This is a genomic window from Mycoplasma sp. CSL10166 (assembly GCF_017116885.1).
Classification (GTDB): Bacteria; Bacillota_I; Bacilli_A; order Mycoplasmatales; family Metamycoplasmataceae; genus Mycoplasmopsis.
The window spans coordinates 476,215-499,393 of the sequence record NZ_JAFIRF010000001.1 but is presented as its reverse complement, the minus strand read 5'-3'; the positions used below and the strand labels follow the sequence as shown (position 1 = coordinate 499,393).

Annotated in this window: 13 protein-coding genes; 9 read left to right on the top strand and 4 right to left on the bottom strand. The window is 24.9% G+C overall.

Going from position 1 to position 23,179, the window contains the following annotated elements; all coding sequences use genetic code 4:
• The first annotated feature begins 3 nt into the window (after positions 1 to 3).
• From JXZ93_RS01995 to JXZ93_RS01985, 3 genes are all read left to right on the top strand, one after another.
• Positions 4 to 933 (top strand): hypothetical protein, encoded by a 930-nt coding sequence (locus JXZ93_RS01995; protein ID WP_205852572.1) that lies wholly within the window; start codon positions 4 to 6, stop codon positions 931 to 933.
• A gap of 87 nt (positions 934 to 1,020) precedes the next feature.
• The gene (locus JXZ93_RS01990) at positions 1,021 to 1,929 is read left to right on the top strand and encodes a TraX family protein (RefSeq protein ID WP_205852571.1); all 909 of its coding nucleotides are present in this window, start codon (positions 1,021 to 1,023) and stop codon (positions 1,927 to 1,929) included.
• 110 nt (positions 1,930 to 2,039) lie between these two features.
• Positions 2,040 to 3,461 carry a nicotinamide mononucleotide transporter gene (locus JXZ93_RS01985; protein ID WP_205851782.1) on the top strand — a complete coding sequence of 474 codons (1,422 nt, stop codon included), beginning with the start codon at positions 2,040 to 2,042 and terminating at the stop codon, positions 3,459 to 3,461.
• A 1,072-nt stretch (positions 3,462 to 4,533) separates the two neighbouring features.
• On the opposite strand, the gene JXZ93_RS01980 is transcribed toward JXZ93_RS01985, so the two are convergent.
• Positions 4,534 to 5,505: an HNH endonuclease gene (locus tag JXZ93_RS01980; protein WP_205852570.1), complete on the bottom strand. Its 972-nt coding sequence runs from the start codon at positions 5,503 to 5,505 to the stop codon at positions 4,534 to 4,536.
• Positions 5,506 to 6,635: 1,130 nt separating this feature from the next.
• On the opposite strand from JXZ93_RS01980, the gene JXZ93_RS04195 reads away from it, so the two are divergent.
• From JXZ93_RS04195 to JXZ93_RS01965, 3 genes are all read left to right on the top strand, one after another.
• On the top strand, positions 6,636 to 8,183 hold the full coding sequence (locus JXZ93_RS04195) for an AAA family ATPase (protein ID WP_205852569.1): 1,548 nt from the start codon (positions 6,636 to 6,638) through the stop codon (positions 8,181 to 8,183).
• Positions 8,164 to 9,582: a VWA domain-containing protein gene (locus tag JXZ93_RS01970; RefSeq protein ID WP_205852568.1), complete on the top strand. Its 1,419-nt coding sequence runs from the start codon at positions 8,164 to 8,166 to the stop codon at positions 9,580 to 9,582. The genes JXZ93_RS04195 and JXZ93_RS01970 overlap by 20 nt, the downstream gene beginning before the upstream one ends.
• Before the next feature lie 439 nt (positions 9,583 to 10,021).
• A complete protein-coding gene (locus tag JXZ93_RS01965; protein WP_205851788.1) occupies positions 10,022 to 11,398 on the top strand; it encodes an ABC transporter ATP-binding protein in 1,377 nt (458 codons plus the stop codon).
• Positions 11,399 to 11,440: 42 nt separating this feature from the next.
• Here JXZ93_RS01965 and JXZ93_RS04315 read toward each other — a convergent pair whose 3' ends face one another.
• Positions 11,441 to 11,719: a hypothetical protein gene (locus JXZ93_RS04315; RefSeq protein WP_374962842.1), complete on the bottom strand. Its 279-nt coding sequence runs from the start codon at positions 11,717 to 11,719 to the stop codon at positions 11,441 to 11,443.
• On the opposite strand from JXZ93_RS04315, the gene JXZ93_RS04310 reads away from it, so the two are divergent.
• Genes JXZ93_RS04310 through JXZ93_RS01950 form a run of 3 tightly spaced genes read left to right on the top strand, consistent with a single transcriptional unit; the run spans position 11,691 to position 15,049 of the window.
• Positions 11,691 to 12,218 (top strand): ABC transporter permease subunit, encoded by a 528-nt coding sequence (locus JXZ93_RS04310; RefSeq protein WP_374962840.1) that lies wholly within the window; start codon positions 11,691 to 11,693, stop codon positions 12,216 to 12,218. The two genes, JXZ93_RS04315 and JXZ93_RS04310, sit on opposite strands and share 29 nt — an antisense overlap.
• Positions 12,211 to 12,999, top strand: a complete 789-nt coding sequence (locus JXZ93_RS01955) for an ABC transporter permease (RefSeq protein ID WP_205851790.1) — start codon at positions 12,211 to 12,213, stop codon at positions 12,997 to 12,999. Before JXZ93_RS04310 ends, JXZ93_RS01955 begins: the two co-directional genes overlap by 8 nt.
• Complete coding sequence (locus JXZ93_RS01950) at positions 12,971 to 15,049, top strand: hypothetical protein (protein ID WP_205852567.1); 2,079 nt, start codon at positions 12,971 to 12,973, stop codon at positions 15,047 to 15,049. Before JXZ93_RS01955 ends, JXZ93_RS01950 begins: the two co-directional genes overlap by 29 nt.
• 37 nt (positions 15,050 to 15,086) lie before the next feature.
• Here the strand turns inward: JXZ93_RS01950 and JXZ93_RS04190 are convergent, their stop codons facing one another.
• Together JXZ93_RS04190 and JXZ93_RS04185 are read right to left on the bottom strand one after the other, a co-directional pair.
• Positions 15,087 to 18,008 carry a glycoside hydrolase N-terminal domain-containing protein gene (locus tag JXZ93_RS04190; protein WP_205852566.1) on the bottom strand — a complete coding sequence of 974 codons (2,922 nt, stop codon included), beginning with the start codon at positions 18,006 to 18,008 and terminating at the stop codon, positions 15,087 to 15,089.
• 137 nt (positions 18,009 to 18,145) lie between these two features.
• Complete coding sequence (locus tag JXZ93_RS04185) at positions 18,146 to 23,038, bottom strand: family 20 glycosylhydrolase (RefSeq protein ID WP_205852565.1); 4,893 nt, start codon at positions 23,036 to 23,038, stop codon at positions 18,146 to 18,148.
• Between the last annotated feature and the right edge of the window lie 141 nt (positions 23,039 to 23,179).

The following is a 23,179-nucleotide window of genomic DNA, read 5'->3' as shown; positions in this document are numbered from 1 at the left end:
AATATGAAATTTAATAAAAAATATTTTTGAATATTAAGTGGAACAACTTTAGCTTTAACAAGCATCATAATTGGTTCCGCTTTAGGAACAAGGAGTTCTAAACCTAAACAAGAAGCAAAAAATATAGAACAAGAGAGAAAAATACAATCTAATAATAATTTAAAAAAGAATAGTTCAAATCAAAAAAATATAGAGTCTAAAAAAGAACAACCAAATATTACAAATAAAACCAAAAACGAAAGAGTCATTGAAAATAAAATAGAGAATAAGAATAATCAAGAAGAGAGTCAAAACACATCAACACAAGCTAAATTTGAAATGAGTAATCTCGAACAAAAACAACCAAATAGAAAAGATGATTTATTTGATGTAGAATTTAAGTCATATAAAATTGCAAATAAACTTGGTTACCCTGCTTCTATTGCAAGTTTCACAAATAAGTCGACAGGATCTATTGATAAAGAATTTCTTTTAAATGATAATAATACTACTTACAATAATAGATGATCTAATTGACAAAATGTAAAAAGAAGTAAAAAAGATTGAGTTGGAATTATATTTGGTTCGGACAAAACTAGAAAAGAAGAAATGATTGATAGAGTTGAAATTATCTTTGGTAGAGATTTTCAATCTGATTTACCTAAAACAGATTGAGAATTACAATATTATCCAATCAATATAGATGATTCAGACCTAAAAAGTGGATGATGACATGCTGAAGATTGAACTGGTTCAAAATTATTAGATGATAATAATTGAAAGAATGTTGAACTTATAGATAACCCAAGTTTAACTAAATTTTCAGATAATCAAGATAAAGTAGTTTTTGACTTTAAAAAGGTGCAGGCTTATGCTGTTAGAATCAAAATGAATATAAAAGATGATAAAAAAGGTATTATCATTAATGAGTTTACTGCAAAAAGATCTAAATAACTCATTATTCTAATGACACTTATCAAAGTGTCATTTTTAAGTTCTTTTTACCTAAATTACTTTATTTTTAAACTATAATTAGCTAATATGAATAATATTTTAAAATTTATTAGTAATTCTAAAAAACACTTAGTCAAAAAATATTCAATTTTGAATTTAAAGATTATCCTTAAAAAAATGTTTACAGCTGATACTTGTGAGTTTAATGAAGGTGTTAAAGAGTCTTTGTTTAATATTTTTAAATTTGAATATAAAATGTTATCTTGAGTTTTTTTAACTTCTACAATTTTAAGATGGATAGCTGTCTTAACAATGTTTATTGATCATGTTGGTCTTATTGCTTATCCAAATGTTGAAGAATTAAGAATTGTAGGAAGAATGGCGTTTCCTATATTTGCATTTTTATCGATTATAGCAATTAATTATTCGCGAAGACCATTATATTACATTTTTAGATTTTTGTTTATGGGAACCATTATTCAAATCGGAATATTAATATTATCTAAAAACGGATTTGACGAATCGTTAAAACCTGGATATTTTAATATTATGTTTATGTTATTTTTAGGCTCATTTAGTGCTTATTTACATAGAAAAAATATTTATATTGGTTTAGTTTTCACTTTTTTAACTTTTGTTTTTCTTTTTTTAGGAGAATATAGTATTTCTAACATTGCAAGCACAAAATACTTATTTAGAATTGATTATCATTCTTATGGATATTTAATAATTATGATGTTTTATTATTCTTTTTTGATAGATAAATATTTTAAAAACCAATTGATATTTAAAATACTAGTAATATTACTTTTTATTGTTGTAAACGTAGTTTATAGCTACTTAAATTTAATATCTGAAATTCAAATTTATTCGCTAATAGATATACCGCTCTTTTTGTTCTATAGTTATAAAAAACCAATTAAATTTTGATTATTGAACAATTTCTTTTTACTTTCATATCCTTTAAGTTTTGTATTTCCTTTAGTTTTTATTTAATATTTTTATTACAAAAAACGCGAAATTATAACTATTTTAGTGTTTTTTTTTTTTTTTTTTGGTTGCGTAGTATAATCAAATTATATACATACAAATTATTAAAGGAGAACATGGATTCAATTAAAACAACTAAGTTGGATAAAATTTTATTAATTTCACTAACCTTAATAATTACTATTTTTAGTGCATTTTCTATTGAAAACAAAACAATTATATGAGATTCTAATGTATCTGTTATTGTTAAAATTTTAGGAATAATAGTTGCTAGTTCCGCTATTTTTGGGGTTATTGCTACTTGGTGATTTTATACGAGAAAAAAATATGCATTTTTATTTGCTATATTAAATGCATTTTTATTTGGTATTTATTCTATTTCATTGAATTTAGTTGCGGACTTCATTATATATGTGGGGTTATGTGTTCCTACTTTTATATATTTAAGATATATAACTAAATACAAAAACAGAATTAAACAATATCGTTTTAATTGACTAACTTCGATTTTTATTGTTTCAATTTGAGTAATTAGTTTTATAGTTCTATATTTTACAATTCCACATTTAACATTTTTATATGGGAAAATGATAAAACAATCTTTATATTTCGAAAATAATTTTAATAATAAATTTTTAGGCAAAATTATTGCTATTTCTATAGATTCAACTTTATTAGTAGCTGTAGTTATGATGATTCTAGGAATGAAATCATCATGAGTAATTTGGCAAATTAAAAATATTTTATCAATTATATTTTTTGCCGGTATAGGTATTTTGAATTGAAGTGTTATTATTATAAATATATCTTTTTCAGTATTATCTTTATATATATTTATAAAAACTTTTATAAACAAAAAGCGAATTATAGCAATAACCGGTCCTGGTTGTTCTGGTAAAAGTACATTATTAAATAATCCTAAAATACAAAAATTACTTAAAGATTACAATATTTTACTCAAAGATGAAAGGTCATATTTAGATAATGCAAATATAAATAATAATGACTATATTAAAGCTTTATCTAATAAGGGTAGTTATTTTGATGCTGAAAAAATGTTTTTCGAGAGTCAAAAAAAGATAATAATTGAGTCTAATTTGACAAATTCTCATCAATTATTAGATCGTCATATGTCAGACAGTTTTTTACATGCTGATGTTTTGATTAAGGAAAATAAATTTACTAAATCTGAAAAAGAAAAGTGAATTAAAGAAAAAAGAAGATATAAATGATTTTTAATGAATAAACCTAAATTAGATCTACTAATAGTGGTTAAAGCACCGTGAGAAAATATTCGTATATGAAGAAAACTAGCTATTCGAGATAAAGACAAAACAAGAAGAAAATTAGAATTCGATAATCTGGAGTTATTTAAAAAATTTCGAGAGGAGTATGAAGTTAATGAAGAGTGATTAAAAATAGCGAAATTGAGTTCTAAGAAAATAATTTTTCTTAATAATAATATAGACGGCGATAAAGGTAAAGAAAAATTGGTAGATGAATTTTATATCATTCTTAAGCAATATTTAAAAATTTAATGACAATATTATTGCGTTATGAATAAAATTAATTTGATACTTACTACTTTTAGTGTTTTTTATATATTATTTTTGATTTTATATAAAATAAAAACTTATCTCCAGACAAAGACAAGTATAACTGAACAAAATAAAACCCATGTTAATTTTATTTATATGAGTTTTATTTATTAGATTAAAATTATTTTTAATCTTGAAAAGAATATTACGCAAAGTATATTTTTAAAAATTATTCCTTTATTAATATTTATATTTTGGAATGAATAATTATAAAATTAAATAGAATTATTTCATTTTCTTTGCTTATTATTCACAAGTTTTAAAAGATATGTTATTATAATCTATTTTCTATAATCTTATGAGAATAAAATATTCATTCATTTAATTAAAAAATATTTAAATAATTTAGTTTATTAAAATTACTTATTTTTTTCTTTTTCTATCTAATTTTTACATCAAAATTATAGTATTCTAGTATGGTAATATTTAGGTTAATGCTTCATTTATTACAACTTTTTAACAATAATATTTTATTGTATTTTAAATTTCGATTTAAAATCATGTTTGTTTTACTGTCTATAATAGTTTGTAAATAATAGTATTTTCAGATTCATTAAATTGAAACTAATATTTTTATTATAAATCATTAGGCTTTATTCTTTGATATTAAAAATGACGTATTTATTTAAAAATATTAACAAACATGAATTTGATAAAATTTATTTTTTAAGCCATCATAAAATTTATTTACATTTTTAAATGTGTTATTTAGCAATTCTTTTATTAAGAATTTTTAGAATTTAAGTTTATAAAAAAAAGAATTTAGTTTTAATGAAATTGTTTTTTTTGAATTAAAAAATAAGATATGTAAAATTTAATGATAATACATTAATAAATACTACTTATTACACACAAATTATTAGATAAATTATCTTTATATTCTAAACACTAATATTAAGAGATTATACCTAACAAAAGCGATTTAAAATTCTTACATGAATTTATATAAAAGCGAAATTAAGTTTACGACTTAATTTCGCTTTATAAACTTAGTTTATTTTCTCCTTTCTTTTTATTTTTTTTCTTGTTCTAATGATTTATTTAATGAATTATGTAAATTTGTTTTTATATAATTGTATCTATAGTATGTATCTTGATTATTTTCATAATTATCGAATGAGTTTTTTCTATATAACGAAAATTTATTCAATTTTGATAATTGTTCTTCAGTCATATCGTTTTTTAATACATTATCATAAATTAAAGAGTTAACTATAATAGTGTTTTCATATCAGTTAATTTTAAAAGTTTCAATCGGAAAGTAAAATTCTTTTATTTTATTATTGCCAATGAATTCTTCAATTATGACAATATTATATTTTTCTATAAATTTATTATTAGACTGACAAAAATATGATAAATAAGTGTTTATTAATACTAAATTACTTAATAATTCTTTTGTTATGTGATTTTCTGTATTTTTTATATTTTTTACACCTATTTCTATATTTAAATCATTATACTCATTTGAATATCCATATGAAGAATTTTTAATACTTATTTTATAATGATTATTTAAGTTATTTTTATAAAGTTTAAATATTTCATTTATAAGATTGATGATTCCGTTAATTTTTGTTTTTTTAACTTTTTCTATATATATGTTAATCGAATCGTTATAGAATGATTCGATTTTATTATTTTCGTCAATATATTTAAAAACACTCTTATAGTCGTAAAAGTCTAAATGAGTACGTTTAATTTTTCACATTCCTTCTTGATTATGTATTGTATAGGAAGTACTATTAGCGGTGAAAACAGGAAATTTATCACCTTTTTCATCGTTAGTTAAATTATGAACAGGTATTAAATTTTCTAACTTATCAGTACCACCTTTCGATTTTGGATAAATATGATCAATATCTCAACCATATTTTGAATTAGGTTGGTTATATGATCCTTTTTTAATTTCTCTACCAGTAAAATCAATGCCAGATTGATTATTGCCGAAGTAGTTTTCTCATACTTTATTTTTGTCTACCATTTTTGTTTTTAAATAAACTAAGTTTTGCCGATATTTATAGACTTGCCTAACTAAAGAGTTAAATTGAAAATATAATAGAAATAAAATTAATAAAATATTTCAACCATAATTACCTTATTTCGGTAAAAACAAACAAATCATTCTTTAAAAACTTATAAAGAATTATTCGAATTCGACTTTTAAATTATACAATGTTTTTTCATTTTTTTAAAATTTACATTTATTAGTTGTAACTAGCTATTATCATCATATCACTTTTATACTCAATAGTCATGCTACTTTGTATTAAATTTGCATTATAAAAAAGAATTAAAATAATAGTTTATGTTTAAAGTATATAAATTAGGTTTTATTTTTTAAAAAACAAGTTTAAAAACGAAAAATATGTTATTGATAAATTTAACAATAAAAAAAATAAACATACACAAAAAGAATCATGGATAATGGGTTATTGTTAATTTAATGAAATTAATGGAATAAAAGAAATTATTCTAAAAGGTTAAAAAATATAATTCTTTAATTATCAAAAGATAATTAAAGAATTATAAAAAAATGAAAATATACCTTAAATTAGCATATTTTACCTGAGAAAAAGAAACTATTATAAAGATAATAAAATGTATACTAATTAATTTACATAAGAACAACAAAGTGATTTGTTATGTTTATTTAGTGATAATTAAGCAAATATAACTAAGTATATTTTTAAAAGGGTGGGAGAATTAAGTTGTACAGGAGGGATATTTAATTGAATAAAAGAAGAATAATAACACAGATAAATACCACATAACATTAGTAATGTTATTGAATTTTATAATTTTATAATGATATTAAACGTTTTGTATGTATCCCTAAATAATCTTTTAAAATAGTTTAAATAACATTTTGAATAAAATTAGGTATAGACGTAGAAACATTCGAATATGTTTCAATTGAAAATAAACCCTTTTGAAATTTTCAATTCATATTAATAAAATTTAATTATGTAAATTACAAAATTGTACTAATTTGCACAAAATTAGAAAAATAATTACGGGATTCAATAAAATTCTTTAATATTTATTTTCTAGTTTTTGTTAATTTACTTTATATTTTTGGTTGTATAATAAAAAATATATAAAGGAGTAAAAATGGATAAAATAATTAATAAAATTAAATCTAATAGATTAGAATTAGAAAAAGTCTTGTTAGAGAGAAAAGAACTTATAGATCTTTCTTTTTTAGCACTATTTTCAGGTGAATCAATTTTTATGTTAGGTAAACCCGGTGTTGCTAAATCTTTATTAGCTAGACAACTTAAAAATATATTAAAAGACTCTACTCATTTTGAATACTTAATGAATAGATTCTCGACTCCAGAAGAAATTTTCGGACCAATTAAATTATCAGAATTGAATAATGATAAATTCGAAAGAAAAATAGAGAAATATTTACCTTCATCTAACATTGCTTTTTTAGATGAAATTTGAAAAGCGTCACCCGCAATTCAAAATACACTTTTGACTATAATAAATGAAAAAATATTCAGAAACGGAGATGAAGATATTAAAGTTCCGCTTAATATGTTAATTTCAGCTTCTAATGAACTACCTGAACCGAATTTAGGTTTAGAAGCACTATATGATAGATTCTTAATTAGATATTTAACTAGTTCTATCGAGAACGAAGATAATTTTAAATTTTTAGTTAATAATAATTATAATTCGATTAATGTTTTAGAAGAAAATAAAATTACAAAGGATGAAATTAAAGAAGTGAAAGAAAATGCAAAGAAAATAAATGTTCCTGATTATATTTTTGATTTTATTTTTGAACTTAGAAAAAAACTAGAAGTAGAATTGGAAGAAAATTCACCATACATATCAGATAGAAGATGAAAGAAAATTTTTAATGTATTAAGAGTTAATGCAGTATTATCTCAAAGAAGTGAGATAGGTATAGAAGATTTAGATTTAATTAAAAATATGATTTGAGATAATCCGGATCAAAAAAAATTAATAACAAAAGTTTTTGACAATATATTTGTAGATTTAGTTTCAAAACAAACTGATGTTTCATTCAATGAAATAACGGATAGTTTTGATAATATTAAAGAAAAAATTAATAAATTAAAAATACCAAAACATAAATTGATTAAGTGATATTCACAAACTGAAGATTATTACGGTAGCATTTACAAATCTACAACAAAAGAAACCGAATATCACGGCTTTAAATGAAATGATTCTAATTATTATATTGTAGTGAAAAATGATTCATTGAACACTAATATAAATATAAATGAGTACGCAAGAAGAAGCGGAAATTCTAATTCATATTTTATATTAATCGAAGATGGAGATAAAAACTATACATTTACATCTAAAACAGCAACTGATATTAATGATATTATAAAAAAAGGTGATCCAATACTCGAATATACCATAAATGAATCGACGAAAGAAGAGTCTATAAAAGAAATTAGTTATTTAGATAAGAAGATCGCTTTGTTACAGGTTAAATTAGATGATGAAATTATGAAACTTAATAAAATAAATTCAATTTTTAATACAAATTGAAAAGAAAATTTATCATATGCAAAACAAGTTATTGAAGACTCTATTAATAATTTAGTAGTAACTAAAAATAAATTAATTTTAGAAGATTTAAATAAAAAAGATGAAAAAGATAAAAAATAATATTTTAGAAAAAATAAAAGAACAGAAAAATACTTTTTTAAATAAGCTAAAACCTGACTTAGATGAAATTAATGATGAATCAATTTCAAAAACTATAAAGGATGAAATTGATCAAAAATTTACGGTTAATAATAATCAAATTAATCAATCTTATCAAATTGCGTTGAACGAATTAGAACTTGATTTAAACAACATAAATTTAAATAACTATATTGATGTAGCTCAAAAACTTTCAAAAAAAATTGTTGAATATAAAAACACATTTCAACATTTAGTTAAAACAAAAACTAAGGATAATTTTGATAGGTTTATGAACATTCTTGAAACTATAATAGAGACTAAAACAATAGAAAATTACATTTGTAATTTTAATTTAACAAGAAATAAGTGACTTGATGAATTTTATAAAAAGATAAAAGAGATTGCGAGAATTACCAAAAATATAAAATCTTTTTTAAATGTGTTTGGAGTTTTTTGAGATTTAAGCATTCATGATTTATTTAAAGTGAATGTTAACCTAATTGAAAAATTATCCGTTTTATTAGAACAAAATTATTTTATTAATGAAATCGCGGAACTTTTAGGTAAATTAGCTGAATCGGAAAAAGAATATGAAAAACAAGAAATACAAAAAATGACTAAATTACCTTCTAATAAAAAATGAGAATATTCTCCAAGTAATTATGTAGGAATAAAAACAGGGAATGATTTATTTAGCATTTTAGCACATCAATTTGGTTATAGAAATAATAAAGACGCAGCCTTGTTATTTAACAAGCTTTTTACTGAAAAACAATTAATTATGTTCGATAAAAGAGAAAGAGTTGTTGAAGAAAAATACATTTCTTCGCTTGAAGAACGTGAAAAGAACATTGATAAAAAAGGCCCGTTCATTCTTGTTATTGATACTTCTGGTTCAATGCACGGGACTCCCGAAAATATTGCTAAAGCTTTTGCTTTGGCAATAACTAAAATTGCACACAAACAAAGTAGAAAATGTTATATTATTAATTTTTCTAACGGAATTATTGAATATGATGCAACAGATTTAGCAAAAAATTGAAATAAGTTTTATGAATTTTTATCAATGTCTTTCGGTGGCGGAACCGATATAGAACCAGCCATAGAATCGTCTATAAAAACATTAGAAAAAGAAGATTTTAAAAATTCTGATGTTCTATTCATTAGCGATATGATAATCAACCAATTAAAACAAGAAATTATCAATAAAATTAAACTTAACCAAGAGAAAAAAGTTCGTTTTCATAGTCTTACCATTGGAAATAGTTTTAAGAATGAATTTATAAACTTTTTAGATAACAATTGAGTATACGATGGATCAAAAGAAAGTATAAATAATATTATAAATTCATTAAACAAACTAAAAGAAAATGACTAATATTTTAATTGATGTAAGAGTCTAACTTTTTAGACTCTTTTTATTTTTCTTACCTTAATCATAGTGTTAAACGTTAAAATTAACTAATAATTTTGTCTAAAATTATACGGTGAAATCAATCAGTAATAGTAATTAAAATCAATGTTTATTAGATTAAAAAATTTTATATCCTATTCTTACTATATAAAAGACTTAAAAATTTAAAAAATTTAGATAATTTTTCTTTAAGTAAAAATAATTTTTTATATAATATAAAAATATGAAAAGCAAGGAACTTTTAATACAAATTTTAAGAATAAAAGACATTCTTAGTAACTTTAATGATATTGAATATCCTTCTAAATCTTACAGTGTCGAAGAATACTGTGAGAATCTTTTTGATACCGTCTCCCTGTTGTTTAAGTTAGCATTTTAAAACAATACGAAAGGAGACATTATAATGACAAAAAATGCAAAAAATAACTTACCTATTATTGAATTAAAAGAAGTTGTTAAAGAATTTTCTGACAAAACAGTTTTACACAACGTTAATTTAAAAATTAATCGTGGTGAATTTGTTACTTTACTTGGTCCTTCAGGGTCAGGTAAAACTACTATTTTAAGACTACTTGGTGGTTTTGAATGAACTACTCGTGGTGAAATTCAATTTAATGGATATGATATTAAAGATCTATCCCCTCATAAGAGAAATGTATCTACTATATTTCAAGATTATGCTTTATTTCCTCATTTAAATGTTGAAGGAAATATCGCTTTTGGATTAAAACTTAAACGTGTTCCTCGTGAACAAATTAATCAAAATAAAATTGACAATTTAGAAATCAAATTGTCCCAATGAACAAAAAAAGCTAATTCGAAAATGAAACAAATTGAAATTCAATTAGAACAATATACTGAAGAACTTAAAAATCTTAAAAAAGGTACATATCAGTATAATAAACGTCAAAATTGAATTGATGATTCTGATTTTAAATATTCATATTGAGAAAATTATGTTAATTTAAAAAAACAAGCATATGAAGATCGTCATTTTAAACGTAAAATGACTAATGCTGAAATGAACGAAAAAATTAGTAAAATAATTGATATTGTAGGTCTAAAAGGTAACGAAACAAAAGCAATTTCTCAATTATCAGGTGGTATGAAACAAAGAGTTGCTTTAGCTAGAAGTTTGGTTATTGAACCAGAAATATTATTACTCGATGAACCACTTAGTGCTTTAGATGCTAAAATTAGACAAAAAATGCAAGTTTTATTAAGAAGTGTTCAACAAAGCTTAGGTTTAACTTTTATTTTTGTTACACACGACCAAGACGAAGCTTTAGAATTGTCAGACCGCATAGCCGTTATGCGTGATGGAGTTATTGAACAATACGATACACCTAAAAATATTTATGATTTTCCTAAGAACATATGAGTTGCAAAATTTATTGGTGATTCTAATATTTTTGATGCAACTTTTGAATCTAATGGAAATATTAAATTGCTTGGAAAAAGTTTTAAAACAATTCATGAAAAAAGTGAATTTAACAATAAAGAAGTTTTGGATGCTTTAATTAGACCTGAAGATATTGATATTATTTCAGAACCTAAAAGTACTGAAGGGAAAATTAAAGGTACTGTCACTGAAATTTCGTATCGTGGAAGTTATTATTATCTAAAAATAGAAACCGAAGATGAAGATGTTATTTATGTTGAAACTGCTAAAAAATTTGAATTAGAGGAAGTTGTTTACTTGAGTTGAACAATTGATTCTATTCACTTAATGAAAAAAGATTCTAAGTGAGATTATTCCCAAAATGATTTCCAAAATTAAACATTTATTTAGTTTCGACAAAAAAACTGCTTTATTCATTCCTTATTTAATCATTGCTATATTATTAATTTTATTGCCTATTATTATGATTGTGGTTAATGCATTTGCTGTTCATGGTTCTAATTTTGATTCATTTGTGTTAATTAAAGATGTCAATACTTGAAGAATAATTGGAAGATCGCTATGAATAGGGATTGTATCCGCATTATTATGTTTAATAATCGGATTTCCATATGCATATTTTATTTCATCATCAAAGTCAAAAATATTTAGAATTTTTGCCTTAAGTTTAATGATAAGTCCTATGGCAATTTTCACCATTTCAAGAATTTATTCTATGAAAGTGCTAGCATTAGCGGTAGTTTCTAACTCAAAAAGTTTAAATAGCGAACTTTTTATGATTTTTGGACTTACAAGCCTAAATTTACCATTAATGATTATGCCACTATATACTGTTTTTAAAGATATGCCTCGCAATATTATTGAAGCAAGCAATGATTTAGGTAACAATAGTTTTCAAACAATTTTTAAGGTTATTATACCTTATGGTACAAAGGCGATTTTGAGCGGACTTGCTATGATCTTTTTAGCGAGTGCAACTACATTTATTATTAGTTCTAAATTATTAACAGATGGTTCCCAATTACAAACAATTGGAGAGTTGATCAATAGTAAAATTAACCCTGGTAATAAATATGATTTAAGTACAGGTTCGGCGTTAGTTATTGTTGTATCTGCTATATTTATGGGTATATTTAGTTTATTTCTAATTTTACCAAGAGTAATTTTCTACTTTAAAAGAGGTGCGCATTATGAATAAAGTATCCTCATTATTAAAACGTAGTTATGTTTACTTAATTTTATTAATAATTTATGTTCCATTAGTTGTTGGTGTTATTTTTAGTTTTAATGTTCCTACTAAAAAAGGAGAAGCAAACCCAAGTTGAATTAAAGGTACTTTTGACAATTGAGTTTCAGTATTAGATTCTGGTCGTGATTTAGCTTTATTAAATACCATATTATTAGCCATAATAGTAAGTTTTTTAGTGGCTACAATAAGCATTATAACTTCATATGCAATGTACCGTCAAAAGAATAAACTAATCAAAAGTACACTTACATCAACATCAAACATTCCGCTTATCAACCCTGATAATATAACAGCAATTGGTTTAGTTTTAGTTTTTACTGCTTTTTTTGGAATAGTTCAAGTAGATAACGAAGGTTTTTTAAGAGTTATTGTAGGTCATACAATTATGGCTTTACCTTACGGAATATCATTAACATTACCTCGTAGTGAAAAGTTTAATAATAACTTATTCGAAGCTGCACAAGATTTAGGACACTCTAAAATAAAAGCTTGATTCAAAACATATTTAATTTATATGATTCCTTCTATTATTTCTGTAATTTTAGTTAGTTCGGTTTTAAGTTTTGATGATTTTATCATCGCAAGAACAACTTCTAATACTTCCACAATAGCAACTAAATTATACGAAGGTGCATTCAGACCGTGAGCACTTGTTTTAGGAGCTATAGTATTATTTACTACAATCATTGGAAACTTAGTTTATGCAAGTTACAAGTTGAAGAAAAAGTAGAAAAATAAAATTAGCTTTACTCACTATAAGTTCAGTAATAGGAATCACAACTTTAGCGACAACAATTGCTATTAAAAATAAAAATAGATTTAAACCAAGTTTTTTTAATTACAAATCATACATGTCGGATGATAATATCGAAATATTACGTGAATCATTTGATTATAAAGAATTCGATGAAATAAATCAATTTAGCAACGCATTGATAAATAACAAAGCTGCTGCCGGAATAGGTTCAGACTTTATAGTGGCTTCTTTAATTAAAAATAAACTTATCTCTAAATTGAATTATTCTATTATATTTAACGAACCTATTTTAGAACCCATGGTAGATTATGATAGATTGAGAAACCAATTTAAAAATAATCCTACAAATGAGTTAAAAGAAAAATTAGAACAAGCAACACAAGCACGTAATTTAGCTCGTAAATATGTGCAATTATCATTACGCAAAGAAATTTGAGAACACTTACAAAGTTATCAACTAGATAATAACGATGAATTATGAGAATATTTTTATCCTTATTATTCTCAAGATATGGTCGTGTCATACAATATTAATAAAGTCGCAATCCCCGAAGATTATAAAAACAGTTTAGGAGGATTTGATTTTAAAAAATATTATAACGAACATCAAGAGCAAGCGCAAATTAAAAACCCAAATGCTTTAGTTAATGTTTTAAAAGCTTTATCTAGTGCTAATTATAATAATTGGGTTATTACAGATTCAGTTCGGGATAATATGCTCTATGCTTCTGCTTATTGGCCTTTACCAGAGGGTAGAACAGATCAAAAATTCACAGGAAGTGTAGAAGAAAACTCGGAGTCTCAAAACGAAACATATAAAATTTTAATTAATTCTTTTATTGATTTAATTAAGGATGGAACTGGATATGACATTCGAGATTCTAAACATATTTCTTTAAAAGGTGATGGTCTAGAGATTGTTAATGATATTACTAATCCACGAGATGATTCTGGTTCGATAAATGCATCAATTATGTATAACGGAGATGCTATTGACGCTTATTATAGCGAGGATAATTATGATAATGCAAAAGATGGATCTGTTTTAGCTTACAGACCAAGTGATAATATTTTATTAGTTGATGGTTTAATAATTTCATCTAAATTAGATCAAAAAACAAAAGATAAATATATTAAGACAATTTCACAAAGTTCATATTCGCAAACTCCACAAATCATTTTAGAATACAAAGAGTTATTGGGACAAAACTTAGTACCTAATTTTGATCAGTTAACAGATTCTAATATCACTCAAGCCCAAAGAATGATTTCCGAATTAAATAGTTGAAAAATCTGAAAAGATATTAAAACAAAAGAATTAAGTGAACTAGATTTAGAGCAAGAATCAATTAATAATTTTATTAACTATTATTCAAACTTATTAAACTTATCGAACAAAAATAATTCAAAAATATATCAAGAATTTTATGATTTAAGATCAAATGATGATGAAGACAATTTTGAGCAAAAGGTAAATTATTACCCAACTATTATTGAAAATAATTTATCTGAAAATAATTCTATGTTTTTAGATAAAATATCTTCTTTAATAGATTTAAACGTTGAAGATCGCGAAAGTAAAATTAACGATCTTAAAGAACAATCTACAGAGATTGAAAAAATAATTATTGAAATATTATTTAGCGGTGAAGAAAATATTCTTAATGCATTAATTGAATATATTATTGATAATGAAGTGTCACAAAGTGAGTTAAAAGATTTAGTTAAAAAAGTTATTGCTCAATCTATAGCGTTTATTGATCTATCGAATGATGATTATATTGAAGATTATAAGAATCTAACTAATTTTAACTTTATTAATTATGTCCCAACACAAATAACAGATTATGAAATAGTTTATAGAAATTACTTTTCTGATAAAGTTGAAGGACAAGATCAAAATGTAATTAATATCTATAAAATAGAAAACACTTCTAACGTTAGACACAAAGCTCTTCAACCAATTTCCGACTCTCTTTTAAGTAAAATAACCACATATTATTTTGCTAAAACAAAATCATAACAAAAAATGACACAATATTTATGTGTCATTTTTTATTTTATTGTTTCTTTTTTCTGTTTTTAAATAATATAATGGCAGTTATTATGCCTATAACAACTATTAAACCACCTAATATTTTAAATTGTTGGTTACTTTTACTTTTTGCAGGGGCAGTAGTTGTTTTTGGTTCTTTGTTTTCTGTTTTTTCTTCAATTGTTTTAGTATCATTTTCTTTTTCGTTATTTTGAATATTGCTTTTTGTTATTTTATTTAAATAATCAACAGTTTCTTCTACTTTTTTATTTTTTGAAGTTTCGCTATTATTAGGTTTAGCATTTGAAGAATTTTGAGAGTTTTCATATTCCGGACTATAAGTTACACCTTTTTTAATGTCTGAAAATGAGTCGGCAATTTCAACTATATCATTTTTTTGAGTTCTGATTACTATCTTATCACTTTCGTTAGGTTTTATTGAAACTTTTTCACCATTTAAATAAATAGATTTGAATGCTATGTTATTATATTCAAGTTTTAAATCTCCGCCTACATTAGATTTAATTTTTGTATATTTTAAATTTTTATTTTTTCAATCTAAATCAATTGTAAAGTTACCCCTTGCGAGTAAACCGCTTACATTACCATCGTTATAAGCATCGGGTAAAGCGGGTAGTAATTTAATATATTCTTTATTGGATTGTAAAAGCATTTGTGCAATACCACTAACTATTCCGAAATTAGCTTCGATTTGAAAAGCATTTGCACCTTCTCTAATATTATCTCATAAATTATTCATTATATTATTTTGAGTAAACATATCTTCAAGAACAGAATGTGCATTATTACCTTCATATAGATTAGCTCATAAGTTAATTTTATTAGCTTTACCTCAACCTGCACCAAAATTACCACGTAATTCTAAAGTTTTTTTAGCAGCTTGAATGTCTTCTTCTTTTTCAAAAATATTTCCAGGGAATAGTCCAATTAATTGACTTGTGTGACGGTGTCTGTTATCATTTGAAATAATTCTACCATCTTTGTATCTGTTGTATTTACCTTCTTCGTATCATTCTTTAATTTGTCCATCATCACCAATGTTTAAAGGTTTTAATTTTGGTTGTTTTTCCTTGATTGATCTAACTAATTCTGAGTCAAAATTACCTAAATTATTTTTTGATAAATAATTTGTTGCATTGATGTAATCAATGAATAACTGAGCAACCAATGATTGATCGTATGTATTCCCTAGAGAAACAGTACCATGCTCCGGAGAAAATGAAGGCGCTGAAACTCATCTATCTGTTTTTTGATCATAATATAAATATTGATCTCAAAATTTTGCAGTTTCTTCTAATAAAGGAAATATACGTTCAACAAATAATTTTTCATCTAAAGTGTATTCAAAATGATTATATATTTCGTGAACTATTCATGCATTAGAAGCAGGAGATCAACCTCAGTTAAATTCTCAACCAGGAGCACTAAAACCAAATGGTGTTGCTTGAGTGTGTGCTAATCAACCGTTTGCAGGGTTAGAATTATCTGAAGCAATATTTGAATACTCTTTAGCTGCTAATCTTCCACCAAGACGTAGGTCGTCGATATAGTCTAATAAAGGAATTATTGTTTCTGATAAATTAGTCATTAATGATGCTCAATAGTTCATTTGTAAATTAACATTTAAATGGTAATCACTATTTCAAGCCGGTGCATCATCCATGTTTCAAATACCTTGAAGGTTTGTTGGTAAACTTTTATAATCTTTGTGGGGTCTACTTCCAGAAATTGCTAAATATCTACCGAATTGAAACAATAGCTGCTCAAGATAATTTTTTGAATTTCTATCTAAAGTATTATTACGATATTTATCGATAAGATCTTTTAAATTTTTATATTCAGGTTTTTTAGCTATATTTAATTTTACACGATCAAAAAGCGATTTGTAATCTTTAATATGATCAGATTTTATTTGTTCATATGTTTTGTTTAGTTTGTCTAAATTATTCTTAATGTAGTTTAAAGGATTAAAGTTTTCTTTTCTATATGTTGGAAATTTCAATTCATAATCACTTTTTGATTGAATAACAAAATAAACTTTTGATGCATTTGAAATTCTTAGTTTATTTCCTTCTTTGGTAATTGTATTATTTTCACCTTCTATTTCTTTAACTCTTAAAACACTCGCGAATTTTAATCCGTTATCTTTAACAATACCGTCTAAACTAATTTCTCTTTTTTCTAAATCAATATTTTTTGTATATTGTTTTAATTGTTCGTTATTGTTTGTACCAGTTAAATCTAAATCAAAGTTAAGTTTGTTTTTACCTTTTGCACTCATTGAAATCACAATAACATCATCAGGATAACTAGCAAAATATTCTCTAGTATACTCTGTTTCATCAACTTTATAAGAAACTGTAGTTAGTGATTTTGATATGTTTAATGATTTAGAATAATCTACAATATCACTTTGTTCAAATGCATTTCTTTCTGTAATATCTACATTAGCCATAGAAATGTATTTTCCATATAAACGATTATGTGGTCCGATAAATTTAGAATTAGCAATTTGTTTTGCTTCTTCAATTTTATTCTCGGATAGTAGTTTTCTTATTTGATCTAAATATTCAAAATGATGTTTATTATTTTCCGAAGCAATCGGGGTATTCCCACCATTATTTTCTTCATTTGATTTTGGTCCACCAGTCCAAATTGTTTTTTCGTTTAATTGTATTCTTTCGTTGCGAACACCTCCAAAAATAGTTGCACCTTGATCACCATTACCTATTCCTAATCCATTATTCATTCAATTATCACGATTAAAATTAGATATTATTTCGTTATATTTTAATTCTAATTCTTGATTGGCGATTATTTGTTCGTTTGAATTTGAATTATTATTTATTTGAGTTGATATTGATAAAAAACTTGGAATAGATACCACTGAACTTAATAATGGTATTAATATCTTTTTAAATTTCATTATGCTCCTTATTATATTTTTAATAATATAATATTAACATTTTCGCAATTCTATAATTTATTATGGTTTTTTTATTCATAAAATGCAATTAATTTATAATTAAAAACAACACTTTTTTGTGTTGTTTTTAAGTAGTTTTATTTAGATTTTTTTCTTCTTTTAAAGAATACTAATAGCAATCCTAAAAATGCCATAATACTTGATATTGTAACACTTGTTACAACTATTCCTGTTGTATTTTTAGATTTTGTTTTTTTGCTATTTTCATCATTATTTGTATTTGAATCAGTATTTGTTTTGTCGTCTTTTTGATTGTCACTTGGTTTTGTAGTATTTTCATCTACTGTTGTTTCAGGCTGACTTGGAGTATTGTTATTTGTATTTGAATCAGTATTTGTTTTGTCGTCTTTTTGATTGTCACTTGGTGTTGTGGTATTTTCATCTACTGTTGTTTCAGGTTGACTTGGTGCGTTATCACTTGTATTTGAATCAGTATTTGTTTTGTCGTCTTTTTGATTGTCACTTGGTGTTGTGGTATTTTCATCTACTGTTGTTTTAGGTTGACTTGGTGCGTTATCACTTGTATTTGAATCAATATTAGTTACTGAACTATTATCTAAAATAAAGTTTTTAGATACTTTAATTTCAGGGTTTGATTTTTTATTAATAATAACTTTACCCATAACCATTTTATTATCTTTATCAACTTTTGATAGTTCAACTTTATAATCATATTCTTCGTTAGAAGGTATGTCCAAATATTTTATGTCAAAATTATTTCAATCAACTGTATTTTTTAGTGATACTTCTGGTCTTTCTAATGAATCTTTTTCAACTTTGTTAATAGTGAAATCTTTATCGTGTCTAAGATCTTTTATTAAACCTTTAAATGAATTTTCTTTAGAACCTAAATATTCCATCGGAATAAATAAACTTGAAGCTCCATTAAATGTATGTTGTCTACCATCTTTGAATACATAATTTGTACCTACTGGTACACCACCTACTTCTTCTCCGTCAACAAATAATTTCACAATTCCAACCATTCTATTATTTGGAACTGTTATTAAACTAATTTCGTGTCACTCACCGATTGGTAATTCATAATCAAATGAATAATCGTTTAACTCTTGACTAAATCCAAATTTATTTGTATCTTTTTGTTTGGTTTTAATTGCTAATTGTCCATATGCAGTTGGAGCATAGAATAGTATTTCCTCAGGTTGATCAACTTCTTGACGTTTAATTTTGAAAGTTATTTTTGTATTAAATGGTAATTTTCCATATCCCAATTTAACTTGTGAATTACCACCTTTAAGTTCAATAGCGGTTGTAATATCTTCACCAACTAAATCTTCGCTTAATGATGTATTTTCTCCTAATTCCATTTTTACCGCTTCACCAGATTTGGATAATAATTTTTCATTATCATTTTTACCTGATAAATCAAAATTAAATAATTGTTTATCATAATCTTTTAATGTAAATTCATGACCTGGATTAATTCCGGGAGCTAAATTTAATTTATTTACTACATTGTTTGTGTAATCGTTAAAGTTTTGATCTAAGCCGTCACCAATTCCTCAAACTCTTGTTGCAAAATATGGAATCATTTCTTTTATTCTTAAGAACTCGTCATATTCTGTAAGTCCACTATGGTGAGTATCTATGACCGAGTCACCTCAAACAGCAAATGAACCACCTAGCATTTGTTTTGATCCTGCAGGTATTCTATTTCCACCAATTACATTAGCTTCGTATCCATTATAAATTCCACTAACATTGAATCTATCATTGTATGCACCTTGACGACCACTCCCGTTAGGAACTATATAAGTTGGTTGATCTAATGTATGAATTAATGAATATCCTTCTTTGTACATTTGAACAGGATCTGCTCATTGTAAACTTCAAATATTCATAATTACGTTTTCTTTTAAATCTTCATCAATTTTTTCGGTATTAGATTTAAATCATTTAAAACTTCCCCAAATACGAACTTGAACTTCTTTTTCTTTAAAGTACTTGAACATATCGTTTACGAATCTATAGTAAGCGTCATGATCAGAGAAGAATTCATCAGCACCAATATGAACATTAGTTCCAGTGGTTTTATCGAAAATTCCACCTTCATTTACGTATTCATCTAAAATATCTTTAATTAATTTTACTGCCTCTGGTTTTCTAATATCAATGTGATCAGCAAGAGATCTTCTTCCGCCACCAAATTGTGAGTACCCTTGAACTGCTAATTCTGGGTGTAATTTAGTAAATGCTATTGCGTGAGCTGGAAAATCTAATTCAGGAACGATTTCAACACCTAATAATCTACTTTGATCAATAAAGTTTTTGAATTCAGCTTTTGTATAATGATAGTCTTGGTTATGTAATGTAACACCTTCATCATTTTTATGGCTTGACTCAAGTCTTCAACCTGAATATGCTTTAAGCGCGTTGTTTGAGCCTTTTGCTTGGTCGTAGTAATCTTCTAAGAAAATTAAGTTATCTGTTAAATGAACTTGGAAATCATTCATTTTATATCATGACATTTGTTTAACGATATCTTTTAGAATATCCATAGAAACTGCTTTTCTACCTACGTCAAATGACATACCTCTTTTCTTGAATTTAGGATAATCTTTCATTTCTCCTTTAACAAGTTTTTGTTCAGGGTCGAGTTTTATCATTTGCAATAATGTACGTGTTGCCCAGTAAGCTCCTACGGCATCAGTGGCTTTAATTGTAACGTTATCATTTATATTCATTGAATATGTTTCGTTATCGAAACCACCAATTGATTTTTCTGACAAATCAAATAAAATATTTCCGTTAGTTACATTTGAATCGGTCTTTAAGATTTCTAGGTCTTTTCCAAATAATTCTTTATAATCCTCTTTTAATTCATTAAATACAGCATTAATTTTATCGTTTATTTCACCTTTAAAGTATACTTTTAAATCTTCATTTAAAGTTAGTTTTTCATTACTGTCTGAATATCATTCTGAAATCTCAACTGCAACTTTTGGTTTTTGGTTCTTATCTTCAACTTGTGTATGTTTACCTGGAACTACGAAATTATATGTTTTATTAAATTCTCTATTTCCGTCTTTGTAATTTAAATCAAGAACAACAGTTTTATCAGTTAATGGTTGATAAACGTTGTATTGTTCATCGATAACTTGTTCATAATCTGCAAATAGTTTTAATTTTGAATTATCTAACCCTTCTGGTAATATTAATTTTGTTTTTTCCTCATTTAATGTAGGTTTTCAATTTTCTAATGTTGATTGTACCCGATAAAATCCAGAGTTAAAATCTATTGGTTTTTTGTATGCTTCGAACTCAATTACAGCGGCACTTCTTCAACCATCATGGTCTGATTTTGCATTTGCTTGATAATTTTTAATCTTAAGTCTTAATGTTCTTGCGTTAATTACTGGTTTTGTAAAGTTTGCAGTAATTTCTTTTTTACGATCATCTAATTTGTTATTTACATTATATGAATAAACTTTATTTGATTCATTTTCAATGTTTGCGTCCATAGCTTTTGAAGATGCGTAAATTTCAAAATCAGAAATATTATCACGCTCAAATAGAATGTTAAATGATGATAATGTTTTACCTCCATCTAAATTGATGGTCAATATTCTATCTTCTGGATCAAAATTATTATCATTATTATTTACTCTTGGTGTTCCTCATCTAGATGGTTTAGTTCTATTTCCGTCTACAGCTTTATTTGCGTTTAATGTATTATTTTCTATTGCACTAGCAACCACCGCTTGATTTTTTAATCTGTTTTCTTGTATTTCGCTTGTAGCTGCGGTGTCATTTGGGTTAGTATCGCTTATAAGATCTGCTGGGTATTGTTGAGGCGTAGATAAATCGATAAATCTTTTATAAGTTTCAAAATTAAAAACAGAAACATTTCTTCATCCAATTCTATCATCCTTACCGTTTGCTTGATAATCGGTAAATTTGATTCTTATTCTTTTTGCTTTTTTTATTGTTTTTACAAAGTTTCCTTTTATATCTTTTGTTCTATCGTTTGGTTGAACATTATAGCTATAAACTAGATTTTCTTGTTTTTCAATATTATTAACATCATCCAAACTTGTGGCATATATTTTGAATTCAGAGACATTAGATCTCTCTAATAATAAATTAAATGATGAAATATTTTTAGGTTCTACTAAAAGAATATCTAATGTTCTTTGTTCACCATTTTGGCTATTATTTGTTGCTCATCTTGTAGTTTTGCTATCATCAAGAACTTTATCTGGAGTATTACCAGAACCTTCGTCATCTGAAGCTGTTGCAGTAGCGTTTGTTCCTAAAAGATTTTCTTGCACTTCACTTGTGGGACTATAATCTTCTATAGGTCTTTTATAAAGTTCAAAATTCATTATAGATACGTTACTTCAATTTACATTACTATTTTTTCCTTTAGCGTCATATTGTAAAAATTTAATACGTATATTTTTTGCGTTTTTATATATTTTATTAAAGTTTGTTTTAAAATCTTTTTCCCTACTATTTGCATCTACATTAAAGTGAAAAATAAGATTTTCTTCAGTCTCGTCATTATTTGCAAATGTTTCATTTGTTGTTGCAAATATCTTAAATTCTCTTACGTTTGCACGTTCTAAATTTAATAAGAAAGAAGAAATTGTACTTGCATTTTTTAATTTTACGTCTAAATGTTGAGGACTTGATCCTTTATTTGATGCTCATCTTGTTGAAGTTTTAGCGGCATCTATAGCATTTGGGGCCGGATTATTGCTTTCTTGTGAAGAAGCTGTGGCAGTTGAACCATCAACGATTAGATTTTCTTGTTCTTCGTCAGTTGGACTTAAATCTTCTGCAATTGTAGAATTATTTTCGGCATATAATTTATCAACTTTAACAATTGTGTTTTTATTTTCATTTTTATTTTGATTTGAGTTTGCTAAAATTAATGATGCTGAACTAACTACTCCTGCACTCATTATTCCTAGATAAATAATTTTTTTAATATTATTTTTTAACATTTTTATTAACCTCTAATTAACTATTTTTGTATCATATTTTTCATATGGTTAAACCATATCAACATTATTTTAAAGGAAACAAAGTAACTAATCTAGTAATTGTATTTAATATTTTTAAACTTCTTTTTATAAAAAATATGA